22 protein-coding genes are annotated in these 15425 nt (G+C 67.0%); 3 read left to right on the top strand and 19 right to left on the bottom strand.

Annotated elements, in window-relative coordinates; translation table 11 throughout:
* Nucleotides 1-22: 22 nt before the first annotated feature.
* The 6 genes from OG741_RS03660 to OG741_RS03635 form a co-directional block, all read right to left on the bottom strand.
* Nucleotides 23-337 carry a hypothetical protein gene (locus OG741_RS03660; RefSeq protein ID WP_405595073.1) on the bottom strand — a complete coding sequence of 105 codons (315 nt, stop codon included), beginning with the start codon at nt 335-337 and terminating at the stop codon, nt 23-25.
* Nucleotides 338-351: 14 nt separating this feature from the next.
* The gene (locus tag OG741_RS03655; protein WP_405595071.1) at nt 352-783 is read right to left on the bottom strand and encodes an Asp23/Gls24 family envelope stress response protein; all 432 of its coding nucleotides are present in this window, start codon (nt 781-783) and stop codon (nt 352-354) included.
* 65 nt (nt 784-848) lie between these two features.
* Complete coding sequence (locus OG741_RS03650; RefSeq protein WP_405595069.1) at nt 849-1406, bottom strand: Asp23/Gls24 family envelope stress response protein; 558 nt, start codon at nt 1404-1406, stop codon at nt 849-851.
* On the bottom strand, nt 1397-1987 hold the full coding sequence (locus OG741_RS03645) for an RNA polymerase sigma factor (RefSeq protein WP_405595067.1): 591 nt from the start codon (nt 1985-1987) through the stop codon (nt 1397-1399). Before OG741_RS03645 ends, OG741_RS03650 begins: the two co-directional genes overlap by 10 nt.
* Before the next feature lie 710 nt (nt 1988-2697).
* A complete protein-coding gene (locus OG741_RS03640) occupies nt 2698-3771 on the bottom strand; it encodes a fatty acid desaturase family protein (protein ID WP_405595064.1) in 1074 nt (357 codons plus the stop codon).
* Between the two features lie 145 nt (nt 3772-3916).
* Nucleotides 3917-4072: a DUF6131 family protein gene (locus OG741_RS03635; RefSeq protein WP_324978802.1), complete on the bottom strand. Its 156-nt coding sequence runs from the start codon at nt 4070-4072 to the stop codon at nt 3917-3919.
* Nucleotides 4073-4372: 300 nt separating this feature from the next.
* Between OG741_RS03635 and OG741_RS03630 the strand changes: the two genes are divergently transcribed.
* Nucleotides 4373-4759, top strand: a complete 387-nt coding sequence (locus OG741_RS03630) for a hypothetical protein (RefSeq protein WP_405595062.1) — start codon at nt 4373-4375, stop codon at nt 4757-4759.
* Nucleotides 4760-5072: 313 nt separating this feature from the next.
* Here OG741_RS03630 and OG741_RS03625 read toward each other — a convergent pair whose 3' ends face one another.
* From OG741_RS03625 to OG741_RS03615, 3 genes are all read right to left on the bottom strand, one after another.
* On the bottom strand, nt 5073-5801 hold the full coding sequence (locus tag OG741_RS03625; RefSeq protein ID WP_405595060.1) for an ANTAR domain-containing protein: 729 nt from the start codon (nt 5799-5801) through the stop codon (nt 5073-5075).
* A 5-nt stretch (nt 5802-5806) separates the two neighbouring features.
* Nucleotides 5807-6526 carry a GAF and ANTAR domain-containing protein gene (locus OG741_RS03620; protein ID WP_405595058.1) on the bottom strand — a complete coding sequence of 240 codons (720 nt, stop codon included), beginning with the start codon at nt 6524-6526 and terminating at the stop codon, nt 5807-5809.
* 283 nt (nt 6527-6809) lie between these two features.
* Nucleotides 6810-7709: an RNA polymerase sigma factor SigF gene (locus OG741_RS03615; RefSeq protein WP_405595056.1), complete on the bottom strand. Its 900-nt coding sequence runs from the start codon at nt 7707-7709 to the stop codon at nt 6810-6812.
* Between the two features lie 771 nt (nt 7710-8480).
* On the opposite strand from OG741_RS03615, the gene OG741_RS03610 reads away from it, so the two are divergent.
* Both OG741_RS03610 and OG741_RS03605 read left to right on the top strand, forming a co-directional pair.
* A complete protein-coding gene (locus OG741_RS03610) occupies nt 8481-8747 on the top strand; it encodes a hypothetical protein (protein ID WP_405595053.1) in 267 nt (88 codons plus the stop codon).
* A gap of 225 nt (nt 8748-8972) precedes the next feature.
* Nucleotides 8973-9320, top strand: coding sequence for a PRC-barrel domain containing protein (locus tag OG741_RS03605; RefSeq protein WP_405595051.1), 348 nt, complete (start codon nt 8973-8975; stop codon nt 9318-9320).
* Here OG741_RS03605 and OG741_RS03600 read toward each other — a convergent pair.
* The 10 genes from OG741_RS03600 to OG741_RS03555 all read right to left on the bottom strand — a co-directional run bounded on the left by OG741_RS03600 (nt 9226) and on the right by OG741_RS03555 (nt 14545).
* Nucleotides 9226-9945, bottom strand: coding sequence for a diacylglycerol kinase family protein (locus tag OG741_RS03600; protein WP_405595049.1), 720 nt, complete (start codon nt 9943-9945; stop codon nt 9226-9228). The genes OG741_RS03605 and OG741_RS03600 overlap by 95 nt on opposite strands.
* Nucleotides 9933-10259, bottom strand: a complete 327-nt coding sequence (locus OG741_RS03595) for a phosphatase PAP2 family protein (RefSeq protein WP_405595047.1) — start codon at nt 10257-10259, stop codon at nt 9933-9935. Before OG741_RS03595 ends, OG741_RS03600 begins: the two co-directional genes overlap by 13 nt.
* A gap of 254 nt (nt 10260-10513) precedes the next feature.
* The gene (locus OG741_RS03590) at nt 10514-11095 is read right to left on the bottom strand and encodes a hypothetical protein (RefSeq protein ID WP_405595044.1); all 582 of its coding nucleotides are present in this window, start codon (nt 11093-11095) and stop codon (nt 10514-10516) included.
* An 80-nt stretch (nt 11096-11175) separates the two neighbouring features.
* On the bottom strand, nt 11176-11601 hold the full coding sequence (locus OG741_RS03585; RefSeq protein WP_405595042.1) for an STAS domain-containing protein: 426 nt from the start codon (nt 11599-11601) through the stop codon (nt 11176-11178).
* 543 nt (nt 11602-12144) lie between these two features.
* Nucleotides 12145-12327, bottom strand: a complete 183-nt coding sequence (locus OG741_RS03580) for a hypothetical protein (protein WP_328678076.1) — start codon at nt 12325-12327, stop codon at nt 12145-12147.
* 246 nt (nt 12328-12573) lie between these two features.
* A complete protein-coding gene (locus OG741_RS03575; protein WP_398511378.1) occupies nt 12574-12726 on the bottom strand; it encodes a hydrophobic protein in 153 nt (50 codons plus the stop codon).
* Nucleotides 12727-12902: 176 nt separating this feature from the next.
* Nucleotides 12903-13328, bottom strand: coding sequence for a hypothetical protein (locus OG741_RS03570; RefSeq protein WP_405595039.1), 426 nt, complete (start codon nt 13326-13328; stop codon nt 12903-12905).
* Nucleotides 13325-13945: a hypothetical protein gene (locus tag OG741_RS03565; RefSeq protein ID WP_405595037.1), complete on the bottom strand. Its 621-nt coding sequence runs from the start codon at nt 13943-13945 to the stop codon at nt 13325-13327. The genes OG741_RS03570 and OG741_RS03565 overlap by 4 nt, the downstream gene beginning before the upstream one ends.
* A 131-nt stretch (nt 13946-14076) precedes the next feature.
* On the bottom strand, nt 14077-14250 hold the full coding sequence (locus OG741_RS03560) for a CsbD family protein (RefSeq protein WP_175256302.1): 174 nt from the start codon (nt 14248-14250) through the stop codon (nt 14077-14079).
* Between the two features lie 118 nt (nt 14251-14368).
* The gene (locus OG741_RS03555; protein WP_175256301.1) at nt 14369-14545 is read right to left on the bottom strand and encodes a hydrophobic protein; all 177 of its coding nucleotides are present in this window, start codon (nt 14543-14545) and stop codon (nt 14369-14371) included.
* Nucleotides 14546-15425 lie beyond the last annotated feature (880 nt).

Raw genomic sequence — 15425 nt, 5'->3', positions numbered from 1 at the left:
CGGGGGAGAACGTCACGGCCCCTCAGGCACCGGCGTCACTTGCGTGGTCGAGAGAGGTGAGTGCGGCGGCGTCGATGTCGGTGACGACAAGGCGCAACCAGGCGTCCTCCCACCGAGTCTCTTTCAGCGCCGCGTGCAGGGCGACCTCGGCTTTGCGCAGGATCGGAGGAAGGGGGAGGGCGAGGGCCACGACGCGAATCTCGATGAGTTCGTCTTCGATGCCGACGGCCAGGGTGTCGAGGTTCCACGGCACGCGTGAGCCGATGCGGGTGGTCGACGGGGTCGCCGGCCGCAGGGCGGGGAGCCCGTCCAGGACGGCCAGGAGTGAGTGGGTCATCTCTGTTCTCGGTGTCACCACGCACCAGCCTCGTACGAATCGATGTCCATGATCGACACCGTGACGGCTTGCGGGGTGAGGCCCGTTGCATTGGCGACCGCGCGCGTGATCTCGCGCTGAACGGCCTGGGCCACCACCGCTGCCCGGTCCTGCCCGGAGGTGACCAGGTCGATGGAGACGCGCAGGGTCGATGACACGACTGACCGGTCGAGCGACTGGTCAACGGCGACTCCTACACCCTCGGTCGGGGCTGGGGTGAGGCCGTTGATCTTCTGGCGTGCGGCACGAGCCGCCTGGGAGGCGAGGCCGGTCACACCGGGTTCGAGCCGGACAACGCCTGCGACTCCTGCAGCGGCACGGGCGACGACCGCGGCGATCACGGGCTCGGCGATCACCCATTGGGAGCGGGGAACCCTTGCCTTGTCGTCCGGCACGGTCGTTCTCATAGCGAGCACCATCGTCCTTGTGATTCAGCCCCTCTCAACGGTCTGCTGCCCGATTTCCGGGGTTTTCACTCGTCGTAGAGGTCCTCCACGGCAAGGTCCAGACGCACCAGGGTCATCCCGACCCGTGCTGCAGCGGCTGCCCGGACCCGCTCGCGCACCTCGTCGACAGCGGCGGCGGCGAAGTCGCGGTAGCTGACCGCGAGGCTCATCGACACCTCCACCGCGCCGTCCGTATCCGTGGCGGTGATCTTGCAGCGACGCGCGCGTACACCGTCGACGGAATCGGCGGCGAAACGCAGCACCGCGGCGACCGCTTGTTCGCTGATCCGCACCCCGCCCGGCTCCGAGGTGGGCAGCGCGAGCATGCGGTGACGGCGGACCTCTGCCCGCACCGCGGACATGATCCGACCGGTCAGGCCCAGCGTGGGCCCGATCTCCTCCGAGGCCAACTCGCCGGTCACCTCCCGCAGCACCAGCAGGCTCTGCCGGGCAGCAGAGCAGTACTCACAGTCGGGGTCATGAGTGTCAGCCACGCCGGTGTCGACCCGGTCGAGCCGCTCCCACACCGTCTCGACATCCCGGCCGCAAGGCAGCGTGTAGCCCTGAGCGTCGCTCATCTCCATGGAGCCATCACCTCCGCCAACTGTGCTCGAGCGCGCGCTATGCGTCCACGTACCGCCGTCCGGGTCGTGCCCAGCACCCTTGCGATCTCCTCATAGGAGCGCCCGTGAACCTCCCGCAACAGCCAGCAGGCCCGCTGTTCCGGCGTCAGCCGCCTCAGAGCCACTGCGAGCGCGCTCAGCTGCTCGCTGACCTGCGCCGCCCGCTCAGGCGATCCCGCCGCATCGACGGATTCGCGACTGTCCAGGTCAGCGTCCGCAACGGGTCTGCGTGCCCGGATGATGTTCAGGCACCGGTTGGTCGTCGCCCGATAGAGCCAGCCTACGAATGCGGCGTCTTCCCGTAGCCGCCCCAGCCGCCGCCAGGCGGTGAGGAACACCTCCTGGACCACGTCCTCGGCGTCGCCACGGCTGGAGAGCATACGCAGTGCCAAGCGGTACATCGGCCCCTGATAGCGGCGCACCAGCACCTCGAAGGCGCGCATGTCGCCGTCACGGGCGCGGATCACCAACGTGGCATCGTCCAGCACCACCTCCCGGGCGAGGGCGGCGGGCTGTGAACCGATACCGGCAGGCGATGTCACCTGCGACACCTTCTGGCGCCAGGCATGCTCTCGGGCCCCTTTCTCGGACCTGATGGAACACCGGCCGAACCGCGCCGGGCAGTAGAAGGACACCTCAGCGCCACCGTCGTCACGGCACATCAAGTTTCCGCCGTACACGGCTCCGTTGCAGCGGTCGGCGCCGACGTCCAGTGACGGGCAACCGCGGACTGCCATGGCGGCCCGCCTGGACCAGCGATGAGTGATGGCTCTCGTGCCGAGGCGACGGCCCGTCGTGGCCGGAATCACCGGGCTGCAGATGGCCGGCCCCGCCCGAAGCGAGCAGGGCGATGGCGAGGCTGTTGTTCCGCTTGGACGCGGATTGTCTCCGCCAAGCCCGAGGAGTGGTCCGTGAGTCTCTGACGAGCCGTTGTGGCGGGACTCTCGGTCGGCGTCACGGTCCGACGAGAACGAGCCGCGGGGTCGGACGGCAAGTCCAGAGCGCGGTCGAATGTGCGCGCGGTGATTGGCCACTGGTGCGGCCGGACCGCCGCACACCCCGGCCAAGTCTTCATCCGGTCTGTCGTGACGCCAAGTCGTTCGGTTCACGCCCAGGACCTCGTGGAGCGGATCCGGATGATCGGCTGTGGTCTGGTCGTGCAGCCGGCCCCGTTACTGCAGGGGCAGGCCACGGGAGGCGGGCTGCTCTCTCCACTCGGCCTGCTTCGCAGACTGGAGGCAATGACGAGTATTCAGCTCAGGAGGCCGGATGAGGCATTGGCTGAGCGGTGGCGCGCGTCGCGGATGGGGATACCTGCCTGGTGGAGGCTTGTGAGGGCTTGCCGGTAGGAGGCGATGAGGCCGGTCTCGAGGTAGGGGACGCCCAGTTCCTCGCAGTAGCGGCGGACGATGGGGCGGGCGTCGCGGAGTTGGGGGGTGGGCATGCTGGGGAACAGGTGGTGTTCGATCTGGTGGTTGAGACCGCCCAGCGCGATGTCGGTGAATCGGCCACCGCGCACGTTGCGTGAGGTGAGGACCTGACGGCGGAGGAAGTCGGGGCGGTCTTCGCCGGTCAGAATCGGCATGCCCTTGTGGTTGGGGGCGAAGATGGAGCCGAGGTAGAGGCCGAACAGGCCCTGGTGAACGGCGAGGAAGGCGATGGCCATACCTGGCGGCAGCACGAGGAACAGTGCCGTGAGAAAGAGCGCGAAGTGGGCAAAGAGCAGGGTGCCTTCTTGGGCGCGGTGTTTCAGCGAGCGGCTGGCCAGGGCTTTCACGCCCATCACATGCAGGTTGAAGCCCTCCAGCGTGAGAAGAGGAAAGAAGAGGAAGGCCTGGGAGCGGCCGATGAGTCTGGGAAGGCCCTTGGCGGCGTGGGCCTGCTGCTGGGACCAGACCAGCAGGTCGGGGATCAGATCGGGGTCGAGGGTTTCGTGGTTGGGGTTGGCGTGGTGGCGGGTGTGCTTGTCCTGCCACCAGCCGTAGCCCATCCCGATCCCTGCGTTCCCGGCGATCCGGCCGAACCGCTCGCTGGCCTTGCGAAGCCGGAATACCTGTCGATGAGCCACGTCGTGAGCCAGGAGGGCGACCTGGCCGAAGACCAGGGCGAGCAGGACGGCCACGGCCAGCGTCCACCAGCTGGCCCCGATGAGCACGAAAGCGACCCAGCCGCCCGTGTAGAGCGCGCCCACCGTCGTGATCCGTGCCGTGTAGTAGCCGGGTCGGCGGCCCATCAGCCCCGCGTCGGCGATCTCCTTCGACAGTCTGGCGAAGTCACTGCCGGACGCCTGGGAGGGCGGCGGACGAACGGGAGCGTGCGTTGTCATCGTGACCAGAGTTTCCGTCAGCTGGCGGATGTTGCCCGAGGGGCGGTTCTCGGCGCGACGGAGCAGGACCGATCCATGCTGACATTCGATGCGCGGGGAGGGCATCGCCGAGATGCTCAGGCGTATGCCCTGATGGAAGTTGCGGCTACCAGTAGTGCCGTCGTCCGCCGACCGCGTGTCCTACCGCTCCCAGAATCCACAGCAGAACCCCGATCGCGACCAGGATGATCCCGACGGCCCAGAGAATACCGATGCCGGCCAAGAGACCGATGATGAGAAGAATGACTCCGAGGATGATCATGACGTCCTCCGGTACGGGTGACCCCCTCTCTAATCGCGGGTCCCCGCCTTTTTGCGGGGCAAACCCGGATCGGTGCGTGCGCGTCCCGGCAGCAGCATTTCGATCACGGTCAGTGGGGGCGACCGACCAGCCCTGACGTCCGGCGGGGGCAGTCCGAGGTTGAAGATCGATGAGCACCGCCAGTAACGCCCGTCCGTGGGTCTGATATGACCGCTTCGGGGGTAGGTGGGAGAATTTCCCTACCACCGGCAACGCGTGCGTACCGTGCATGCACCCCCGATAGGACAGGCAGGTGAGGACATGCCCAAGCAGCCGAAGCCGTCCAAGCCCTCGCACGGCGAGGGGCCGAGCCGACACAAGGGCGCTCAGCACGGCTGGTCGCCGGATGTGGACGAGACTCGTCAACAGGAAAACCCGAGCGCCCACCGCTCCTTCCACCCGGATGAATACGCCCCCGCGAAGGGCCCCAGCAGGAAGGTCTCCGAGGAGGAGTCGAAATCCGTCCCCGGTGAAACCGTCGAGAGCACCAGCCGCCGCGGGGAACAGCAGAGCAAGGGCTCTGGCGAGAAGGGTATGCACGACACCGGTCGCAGAGGCCGCTCACAGCGTCCCAGCGGAACCAAGGACGCCTCCGCCTCGACTGGTGTGGATCCCCAGGACCCACCCGGCACGCGCAGTGCCGGCTGAGGTGGCTGACGAAAACGTGAGCCTGTGCGCGCTGCCGACCGGCCTCGGCCTGCTGGCCGACGGTGCAGCAGGCACGGTCGGCCAGCAGGCAGGCCTCCGGGCATTGCGGTCTCTCGCAGTCACCGGCCGAGCAATTGTCAGCACGTCGCCATGCGCCTCGCCAGACGGTAATGGATTTGGGCCTTCGTCGACGATCAACTCGCGCGCCCACACGTCGACGTGAGGCACGGCGGGGCGGTCTCCGATGCCCCGTTGCTGTGCGGGCGAGGGAGGCTTGGCCAAAGCGGCCGGCCATGCCGAGTGGCTTCTCGTTCTACGGGTGCGGGATGTCGTTGGTGTCGAGGGTTTGGTCGATGATTTGGCGTGCGCAGTCCGAGATGCGTAGCTGGTGGGCGCGGGCGTAGGTGCGCAGGGTGGTGAAGGCGATGTCTGGGTTGGTGTTCCAGCGTTCGGCGAGGATGCCTTTTGCTTGTTCGATGAGAACGCGTGTGGTCAGGGCGCGTTGTAGCTGGGCCTTTTCTGCTTGTTCTTGGTCAAGGTCGCGTTGTTGCAGGAGGGCGATGGTGGCGACGTCGGCGAGAGCCTGGGCGAGGGAGGCGTCTTGCGGGCTCAGTGGTTGCAGGCTGGTGTGGAACACGTTCAACGCCCCTACTGCGCGGTTGCGCAGGCGGAGCGGGAAGACGTGGCTGGTACGGAAGCCGCTCCGGCGCGCGCGGGCGGCGAAGGCGGGCCAGGCGCTGGTGGCGTTGGGACTGTTCAGATCAATATTGGTGCGTGCCGTGCCGCTTCGGTAGCACTCCAGGCAGGGGCCTTGGTTGTGCTGGAGAGCGAAGAGTTCCAGAAGGTGTGTTGCCTCGTCGGAGGCCGCGATGGTCTGCATGGTGTCCTTCTCGTTGGCCAGAAGGATGCCGGCGGCTGAGACATCGAGCAGGGTGACGCAGTGTGCGCACAGCTGCTCAAGGAACTCGATGAGGTCGAAGTCATCGATCAGTGAGTCCGCAACTTGGACGAAGACCGCTGACACTTGCTGTTCGCGGGACATGGAAGTCATCCCCTCGTCTCGTCTGGTGCATCGGATTCAGGTCTGTCGCCGTCCAGACGAAGGCGTCGAGACACGATGTCCTCGGCAATATCGATGATGGACCTGTCGTGGCTGTAGGCATAGGCGCGAAGCCGCAGCAGCGCCTGGCCGAGTGAAGTGTTGAGCTGGACACTGAGCATGCCGGTCGCTTGGTGAACGACTGCGCGGTGCAGTTCGCCGTTGGGCTGCTCATCGACCAAGGAATCTACCTGTACTCCGTCACCCCCGAGGAACTGAAGTGTGAGTGCCGCCGCCAGGCCCAGGGCGTCGTCCATCTCCTGTCTGGTCATGGGCCCCGGGGTGGAGCGCAGAGCGGTCAGGACCCCGACGGTGATGCCGCCGAGGGACAAGGGAAGGCAGAACATGGCCTCGATCGGCAGGTGCGCCATGGCGGGGAGCAAAGTGGGCCATCTGCCGGCCCACACCACGGAAACGTCGTGAGCCAGAACGAGCAGGCCAGTGCGGACAGCGTCCGGGCCAGGTCCTTCGCCCAGCATGAACTGAAGGTCTTCGAAGAGCGAGCTTGTCTTGCCGGAAGACCACAACTGCTCCGTGGCGTGCCCCGCGACGGACAGAGACAGCGCCAGGTGATCCATCCCAAGGACGCCGGCGCAATCATCGGAGAGCTGAGGCCTGGCCTCTGCATACAGGAGCCGCAGGATTTCCGTCATTGCGGAACTGATCACTGGTGGCCATCCTCCTCTGCTCCTTGGAGCCGGCGCCGTACCGATGTCCTTGCTGAAGCGGTCAGGGGCCTGCCCCCTTCCCCCGTGTGGCCGACGCCCCCCTCGCCTAGGCCGTGTTTTAGAACTCCCGCCTGGCCCGCGACGCCTGGCACGCACACTCGCTGCGTTGTCGGAGTCATCCAAGTACGTCCAGTACGAGGATGATCCTCCGCCTTGCGATTGCACGCACCAGACGCCGCGAGCCCCGCCCTACGGGCGGACGGCGCTAGTTCTAAAACACGGCCTAGTGGTCGGTGAGCATGCCAGTGCGGAGCTGGGCCAGGATGCGGGTGAGCAGGCGCGAGATGTGCATTTGTGAGCAGCCGAGTTCGTGGCCGATCTCGGACTGGGTCATTTCCTGGCCGAAGCGCAGTTGGATGATGCGGCGATCGCGTTCGTCGAGGTGGGCCAGCAGGGAGGCGAGGGCGTGAAAGTCTTCCACCAGTTCGATGGCGGGGTCGTAGCCCCCGACGGTGTCCACGTACGTGCGACTGCGCTGGTGGGCGAGACCGTCGCTTGTATCGCGGGGTGGGTCGAGGGAGTCGGCGGTGTAGCCATTGGCGGCGACCAGCCCGTCGATGATCTCTTCCACGCTCAGCTGTAACTGCGCGGCGAGTTCCCTGACGGTGGGCTCGCGGCCGAGGTCGCTCTCAAGTTCCTCCTTGGCCCTGGCCAGATCGATACGCAGTTCCTGCAGTCGACGCGGAACATGTACGGCCCAAGTGGTGTCACGGAAGTACCGCTTGATCTCCCCCACGATGCAAGGGATGGCAAAGGAGGTGAACTCGACGCCGCGTGACAGGTCGAACCGGTCGATCGCTTTGATCAGTCCGATGGTGCCCACCTGGACGATGTCGTCCATCTCACCACTCCCGCGGTTTCGGAACCGGCCGGCGGCGAACCGGACCAGGGTCTGGTTCATCTCGATGAGTGTGTTGCGGGCGTATTGGTACTCGTGCGTGCCTTCTTCCAGAAACTGAAGCTGATCGAAGAACAGCTTCGACAGCGCCCGTGCATCGCGCGGTGCGATCTTCGCCACGTCCTCGATCCATGGAAGCGACCTGGTGGACGAAGGAGCCTGAGCCGAGGGACTTGTTGCGGTCAGCGGTACGAGCGTTCCTGTCGACTGCGTGAAGCTGGTCACGTCACTGCCTTTGCCGTTGGGTACTGCAGGGGGCCTCCGTCAAACGAGGGGCGTGCGACGCGTGGCGCAGCACCGGATCAGCCTCGCGTCCACGGGTGCCATGCCTGCCGGCCGAAGTCCGCAATGCGAGAGTGCCAGTGGGTAAATGGGCCTTTTGGAGCGGCCGTTGGGGAGTCCGCTGCCAAGCCGGGCAACGTTCACGGCGGCGTGATCCCGCCTGCCCTGCGCCATGTTTTCACCCCCGCTACGGCCAGATGGTCAGGATCGCCGGGGGCTCGGGCTTGACTTCCAAGCTAGACCCTCGAAGCACAGGATGGCTAGGCGCTCAAAGATCAACTGCGGAGGCAGAAGCCGCGGGGCGTGGCCCGCTGGGCGATCAAACGGGCCGCGGGCGACAAGAGGGCCGGGATACTGCCCGAATGTACTCGCTGCCGTCCTGGCGCCCATACCAAGCCCCGTCGAACCCCGTGGAGACGGATGATGCGTACGGAACGCGGCGTGAGCGCCCCTGTGACTCCGGCCCGTCCCACCGCCCGATGGACCTTGCTCCGCGAGGATCGGATCAGCAGTTCCTTGGCCCGCTAGAGCCGACGGATCTCCGCCCAGCCCTCCACGCATACACCTCGTCGCCTGAGCGGGCCTCAAGTAGACGCCTTCACAAGGCAGTACAAGTCGACGGGGGCGCTATCCGCAACCCTTCGACAGGACTACCCTGTTCAGTGAGGCCCCGGTCCCCGGCAGTGATGACGTGTTCCGTCGCGGGAGGCCGCAGTGTCTGCCTTGTTTCTCCTTCTCTTTCTGGCCCTGTTCGGCCTCGGCTTCCTCGATCCCCTCTGGTGGGTGGCGGCTGCTGTGCTGATCTTCGGGGTCGTTCACTACGGCCGCGGTGGGTACGGACGCGGGAGCCGTGGCAGCGATTCCGACTACGGCGAGTACCGGGACTACCGGGATCGTCAGGACCGCTGGGACCGCCGCTACAGCCGACAGCGCCGGGGCCGCTGGAATCGCCAGGACCGCCGGGACGGCGAACATCAGTGATAGTCCTGGCGCCGTGCCTTGCGCTGCCGTCAGGCGGCGGACCGCCGGTGGCTGCTGGCGGCCTGGCTGTCGCTCCGGAGTGGGGAATCCGCGCGGTGCCGAGTTCCAGGCGTTCGAGGCTCGTTCGGAATGTTTGGTGACATGCGATGGGGGCACTCGGTCGGCGGCAGGGCGGGGAAAGGTATCTGCCCTTCTGTTCTGGTGAGATGTGAGGAGGGGAATTTCGTGAGTGATTTCTGGGGGTACGCTCCGGCCGCCGGCCACAACGCAGGAAATAGCCTGGTCGGCTTCAAGGTAGAAGCCACTGATGGCAGCATCGGAAAGATCGACAGGCATTCCGACGAGGCCGGCTCGGCCTACATTGTGGTCGACACCGGTGTGTGGATCTTCGGCAAGGACGTAATGCTTCCGGCCGGCGTCATCGAGCGCGTGGACGCGTCCGAGCAGAAGGTTTACGTGTCCCGAACGAAGGACGAGATCAAGGACGCGCCGGAGTTCGACAAGGAAAAGCACCTGGGAGACCAGGACTACCACGAGCGTCTGGGCTCCTACTACCAGCACCCGCGTGGCTGACCGCAGTTGCGTGTAACTGCCGCGGTGGCGGCCCGCCCGGAGATCTCGGGGCGGGCCGCCACTGTCGCGAACTCGACTCCCGCCCTTCTGAAACACTAGGTTGAGGTCGGGCAGGATTTCGCCCGTGATTGGATGTCGCATAGCCCGTACGTGCTGGGGCCGGCCGCCCGCACCGCCATCGACGGTGATGCGGCCGAGGTCGACGGTTCCGCCGCAGCCCGCCTCCACGGAGTCGGCGGTGGACTTGAGGGTCGGTAATCCGGAGGTCGGTGGCGAAGTGGTTGAGGGTGCCTGCGGGGAACACCGCCAAGGGCAGGCCGCCTTCAGCGGCCAGGACTGCTGCCGCGTTGACTGTGCCGTCGCCACCGGCGATGCCGAGCGCGCCACCGCGGGCGCCGACGTCCTTGGCTGCCTGGCCGAGCACGAGTTGTAGGTCGCCACCGTCGCAGAGCCGTATGTCCGTCTCTGGCAGGAGGGTCCGCAGTTCGATTTCGGCGGGTACGTCGCTGCCCGCGCCGCTGTTGACGACTGCGATCAGTCCCTGTCCTGCCGGCAGCGCGGGGACGGGGACGTTGGCCTGGCGGTCTCGGCGGGCTCGTCCAGGTGCAGTGGTCACCAGCGGCATGTCGTTGCCGCGATGCCGACGCCGACCGCTACACCGGCGAGTACTTCACCGGGGGAGTGCCCATCGGTGTGAGCGCGGGAGGCGGCGACTCCTGCGGCGATGGGAACGAGGGCAGCTCCCAACCAGGGCGACTCCAGGGTGACGGCGGTAGCGAACGCCGCGGCCGAGGCCGCATGCCCCGACGGGAACTCCCTGGTGATGGGCTGTCGGAGAAACCGGCGGAGGCGAGGACCACTGAGCCGGTGCCGCGCAGGGCGGCGCGACGTGCGCTGCGGTTGCCGGACAGGCCCATGGCGGCCGCCCCGGCCAGCCACAGCAGCATGGGGTGAGCCGAGGCGACGCGTTCGAGGAGCCGCGCGTGGAAGTGCGCCATGCGGGCCGAGTACCCAATGGTGGCGCACACGCGGGCGCCCAGAGGTGAGAGGACGCTTGCCCGACACCCGGCCCCGCCGACCGGCATCGAGGCCACGGCCGCGGGTGCACACATGCACCACGCCGACCCGGGCGCCACGTCGGGCTGCCTGCTTGGCCACGAGCACCCGGAGCCGGGCGGACCGGCCTTGAGCCGTCACCCGGGCCACCGAGTCCAGGCATGGCGAGCGAGTCCGTTCAGTCTCCTGGTCGTTCGTTCCCCGAGGGGAAGAACCAGCGCACGGAACATGGTGGGGCCGGTCGGTCTCCGGACCTCACCGATGTCTCGCCAGCCCCAGGACCGGAAGGCAGCGAGGGACGGATGGTCGGCCTCGTCGACCAGGGTGACACCGAGCAACGCCTGGTGGTCGGTCAGCAGCCTCTGCTGCAGTCGGCGGGCGATGTCATCGCCCTGCTCGTGCGGAGCGACCAGGATCTTGTTGATCGCGAAGACATTGTCGGACTCGGTGAGTTGCTCGATGCTGGGCGGGAGCGCCCCGTCGAACCCGAGCCACCACAAGTCGTCGCTCCGCACGGGAAATCCGAAAGCACATCCCACCAAGGCAGCCGATTCCGCGACGGCCATGGCGAACCCCGGCCTCCGGATGTCGCCACTGAGGCGGTGCAAGAACTCTTCCCGGCTGCGGCTGCGGTGACCTTCACTGGGCCTCAGGTCCGAGGACTCCACGTACAGATCGGCCAGATCCGCACACAGCTCCTCGGCCTGCCAGCGGTTCACGCGGCGTAGCCGCACAGCATCCGTGGCAGACGAATCGGAGCCGTCATCCTTCCGCGGCTGCCTCTGCCGGGACCAGGCCATCACAGCACACCGCCCGAGAGGGCAGGCGTGAGGGGAGCAAGCAGCTGCGGCGGAGCTGGAGCGGTCGGGACGAGTCCGCCCCGGAGAGAAGCCGGCAGGCATCCGAATGGGAGGCCGAGGAGCAGGAAACCGGAGCCAGTGAGGTCGACGAGCCGAGCCACCAGCGGCGGCGGGTAGTGCAGTTGGAGGGATCCACCGGCTGCGGCGGTCTGCTGTGACGCGTGGAGGAAGGCGTTGAGGCCGCTGCAGTCGCAGAAGGTGACAGTGGTGAGGTCGACGTCGATGGTGCGGATACCGCCGCTCAGGCACTTCTCCAGCGATTCGCGCACTATCGGGGCCGTGCCGAAGTCGATCTCACCGGCCAGGGTGAGCAACGACCGGCTCCCTCTGTCGTGCCGGTAGACGTTCAGCTGCGGAATGGGCATAACGCCTCGGTTCAGAAGACCATCCGGGCAGCGGATGCGGCGGTGCCGGACTCCCGGCTCCTCGTGACGCGCTCCCGGCAGGGGGCGTACTTTCGGCGGAGGCAGAGCAAGGGCCGGTCCAACAGCCTGTGCACCAGGACAGGGGACCCACCCAGTTCCCTCCAGGGGATGCGCCGGGCGACCGGACGGAAGACCCGTTCCCCGCAGCCATCTGTGTTGAGCAAAAAACATGCCGCCGGGGTCTAGGACGTCCACACAGCAGCATAGTCCTCAGCCGGTCCAAGAGGGCGGCCTGAAGCCGCCCATTCCCAGAGCCTGGACGGTGCCAAGACGAGGTGCGGGGTGTGCATATCCGTTGCAGTGCACGGTACTTGGACACCCGGCACGAAGTGCGGCCGACGACGGCCGCCCGGGCACGCCAGTCTGCGGAACATCCGAGGAGGTGGCTTCGCATGACGGGAGCGTCACCGACATCGCGCAGATGTCCGCGGGAATGTGTCGCGGGGGTGGAAGGGATAGCGAGTCCTGAAGTCGTAACCTCGCTCAGCGCCGACGTCCGCGGCCCCTGGGGGACCATCCAGACCCCACGCCGCCCGAGTGCACAGCGAGGAGGGCAAGCCCGACAAGCATGAGGCTCGTCGGGCTGAAGATCACCTCGGTCGACGTCTCGGTGACGTGAATGATGAAGGCGATGACGAAGAGCACGGCCGCCGCGAATGCCAGCATCTGACTTCTCCTGCCATTGGACGGCGAACCACACGTGATTCCGGTGGCTGCGCCGCTATCGGTCGTCTTCCCTGCTAAGGGTCAAGCATTCGTGCGAATCATGGACCGGTGGTGCAGACGAGTCCGAGCCCGGTGCGACAACGCTGGAGGCCTGAACGACCGTGCCGACTCGATGTGCGGGCGCATCCTGCGCTTCGCGCTGCCGGTCCGCTGACCTGGCCCGGACGAGCCTCCTGACGTCGGCTTTCACTGGTGGCCGTGGGCGGATCGGCTACCGCCGCGGACGGCGAAGCTGAGGATCCAGATGGCCAGGAGCAGGACCGCGGCGTACCAAAGGATCAGCATCGGGATGCCGAACCCGAGCAGAATCAGTAGGAGAAGAAGAATCCATAACAGCATGGCTGGGCCTCCAGGTGCGGGAATCTCCAGCGTTCCGCGGGGTCCCGGCGAACGGGACGACGAGGACTTCGCCGGATAGTCCGAAGCGTCGTAGCCCTGCGTCGTCGTCAGTCAATGCTGGGCAACGTCTGCTATCAACGGACCAGTAGGACCTGGGAGTTCTGCGCGTCGACCACTCACATGCGCAGCAGCCGCTCGGTGATCTCCCGGTACTGCCGCAGCGCGAGTCGCAGTTCCTCTGTCTCCGCTTTGGTGTCCTGGCCCTGCCAGCTCGCTCGCAGGACGCGCCGCCGTTCGGCGAGTGCCTCGGTGAGGTGGGTGGCGACTTCGTCGAAGGCGCTGTCGGCGTCCTCCACCGCCTGGCGTGGGCTTTCGACGAAGTTGTTGAGGGCCTGCTGGAGTCGGGTGGCCACCTTGTCCTGTGCCCCCTGGGGGAACAACTGCTGCTCCGAGCCCGGGGTGCGGGCGGGGCCTTCGGTGCTGATGACCGGCTCGCGAGGTTGCCGAGCCGGTTCGGTGCGAGGTATGGGCGGGGCGGTCTGCGCAGCGGGAACCGGGTTCTTGGCCTGGGGCTGCTGTGCGTGTTCCGCGTTGTACGTCATCGCGTGTCACTCCCCTTCGTGTGGAGGCGGCCGAGCGTCCACGGTGCGTGGCCTCGGTCGTCACGGGACTTCTGACGGCGTCGGTCCGAGTCGGCCGACTGTTCTGTGATCAGTGCGTCGAAGAGACCTCGGGCCTCGACCATGGCTTCCCGCATCTCTTCCGTGCCGCCCTGGCCACGCACCGCCGTGTGCACCCTGCGGTAGCCCTCGACATGGTCGGCGTGGTGTACCGAGATCGCGGCCGCCTGCTCTTCGAACGGCTCGCCGTCGGGGAAGCCCCGGTCCTTTGCCAGCTGCGCCAACAGCCCGTCGGCCTCGGTGACCGCCTGCTGCGGCGAGTCCACGAACTGCTCCTGGATTGTGGCCCACTGGGCCACGTACTGCTCGCGGGCCTCGGGCGGCAGCGGCTGCTCCGTGAGGGAACCGTGCCGCTTCACTCGCTCGTCGAGTTCCCGCTCTGCCGCCTTGGTGTCGCCGTCGTGGCGGGCGACGACACGGTCGTACTCGGGGCCAAAGTGTCGCTTCAACCCGCGGCCGCCACCGCCCCGGCCGAGTCCGGCGAAGAGGGCGGCGGCCACGACAATGACGGCCACGGTAATGATCACGGCCCTGAACATGGCTGCCCTCTCTGGCTCTCGGCTCGTAAGTCGCTCTGCTGCATTCCCATCAGCCCCTGTCGTTCGTGCCCCGCATCGGTGCCTGCCGGATGATGCCCACGCGACGTGACCACCACCCGGGGCGGTGGTGGTCAGCGCCTGAAGGCGTCCTTGGCCTTGGCGCCGGACTGCTTCAGGTTGCCGACGACTCGGTCGGTCTTCCCTTGCCTCTTCAGCCGCGTGTTGCGGGTGGCTCGGCCAATGCCTTCCGTGATCCAGCCCTTGAGTTCCTGTGCCTTGTTCCTGATCTTCTGTTCGAAGCTCATGACCGTCCTCTACTCGTCTATGGGTGAGGCTTCCGCGCATCCGTCTGGGGTGTGGCTCCCGTGCGTGCTTGACGTACAACTCGCCATTCCCGCGGGTAGGGCGGCGGCCTGGTACGGATTACCCGCGGCTTCGGCCGTATCGACGCCCGCCACGACTGCTGCCGCGGCCGCGCATGGCGAACCCGGCGATCCAGACGACCAGCAGTACTACCGCTACGTACCAGAGGATCTGCATGGTGAAGCCGAACCCGAACAGAGCCAGGATCAGCAGAAGGAGAAGAATCCAGAGCAGCATTGGCTGCGCCTCCACGCGGTCACAGGGACATGTCCTGCGTTCGCGGGGGCTGGGCGAAGCGAAGGTGAAGGCTTTGCCCGGGGAATCCGGAGCACCACAGCCCTACGCCGTCGTTGTCAGTCAACTCCGGTGGCCGACCCCTGTCAACGTGCCAGTGTTACTGGGCAGTTGCGAAGTGGGGTTTGGGGCCTCGGGTGTGAAGGGAGCCTCGGGGGCTTCCGCCGGCTCCTTGGCCGGTGGCAGGACGTGGTCCTCCCACCAGGACAGGCCCATCACTGTGCCGAGCAGGACGAAGGGGACTGCAGCCGGAACGATCAGCGCGTACATGTGTACCGCCAGATGTCGGATACGTGCGATGCCGCGGGCAGCGGAAACGGTGCCCGCTTGGGGCGCATCGAGGCTGCGCCAGGATCACGTAGCGACGGCGACTGGGGAACGGCCACGCTCGTGACGAGGCAGGTTCCGGCATCGATGCGCAAGGTGCGCCCACGAGGGAGCGCGGTAACTTCTCGACGCTGCCGGGGGCCCGGGCCGCACCACACAAGCTAGTCGCCGAGACTTTCCCTGAACAGGCGTCAGGCGGCCATCTGACGCCCGGCAGGGCTGCCTAGCGTCCTACACGCAGGAATCGTCTGGCCGGAGAGTGCCCAGCCCCCGGATGCCATGACCTGTTCCGCTCCGAGGAGCTCGTGCACAGAGGGTCGGTTTCTTCCCCGTCGCCCTTGGGCTCTCCACTTGGCAGGGGAGGCTCGCAGAGGCCAATCCGACGGTCGGGAGCGCAGGGAAGCCCATCCCAGTCTGCCCGGCGCCGGGTGCACGGCTGGACCGGTGCGGCGCCGAGGAGAAGTCACAGGGTGCGCGCTGGTTTCGGGTAGAGGAT

Source organism: Streptomyces sp. NBC_01410 (assembly GCF_045040195.1).
Lineage (GTDB): Bacteria > Actinomycetota > Actinomycetes > Streptomycetales > Streptomycetaceae > Streptomyces.
Note: the sequence above shows the minus strand (reverse complement) of the source record. Positions and strands in the feature narration are given on the sequence as shown.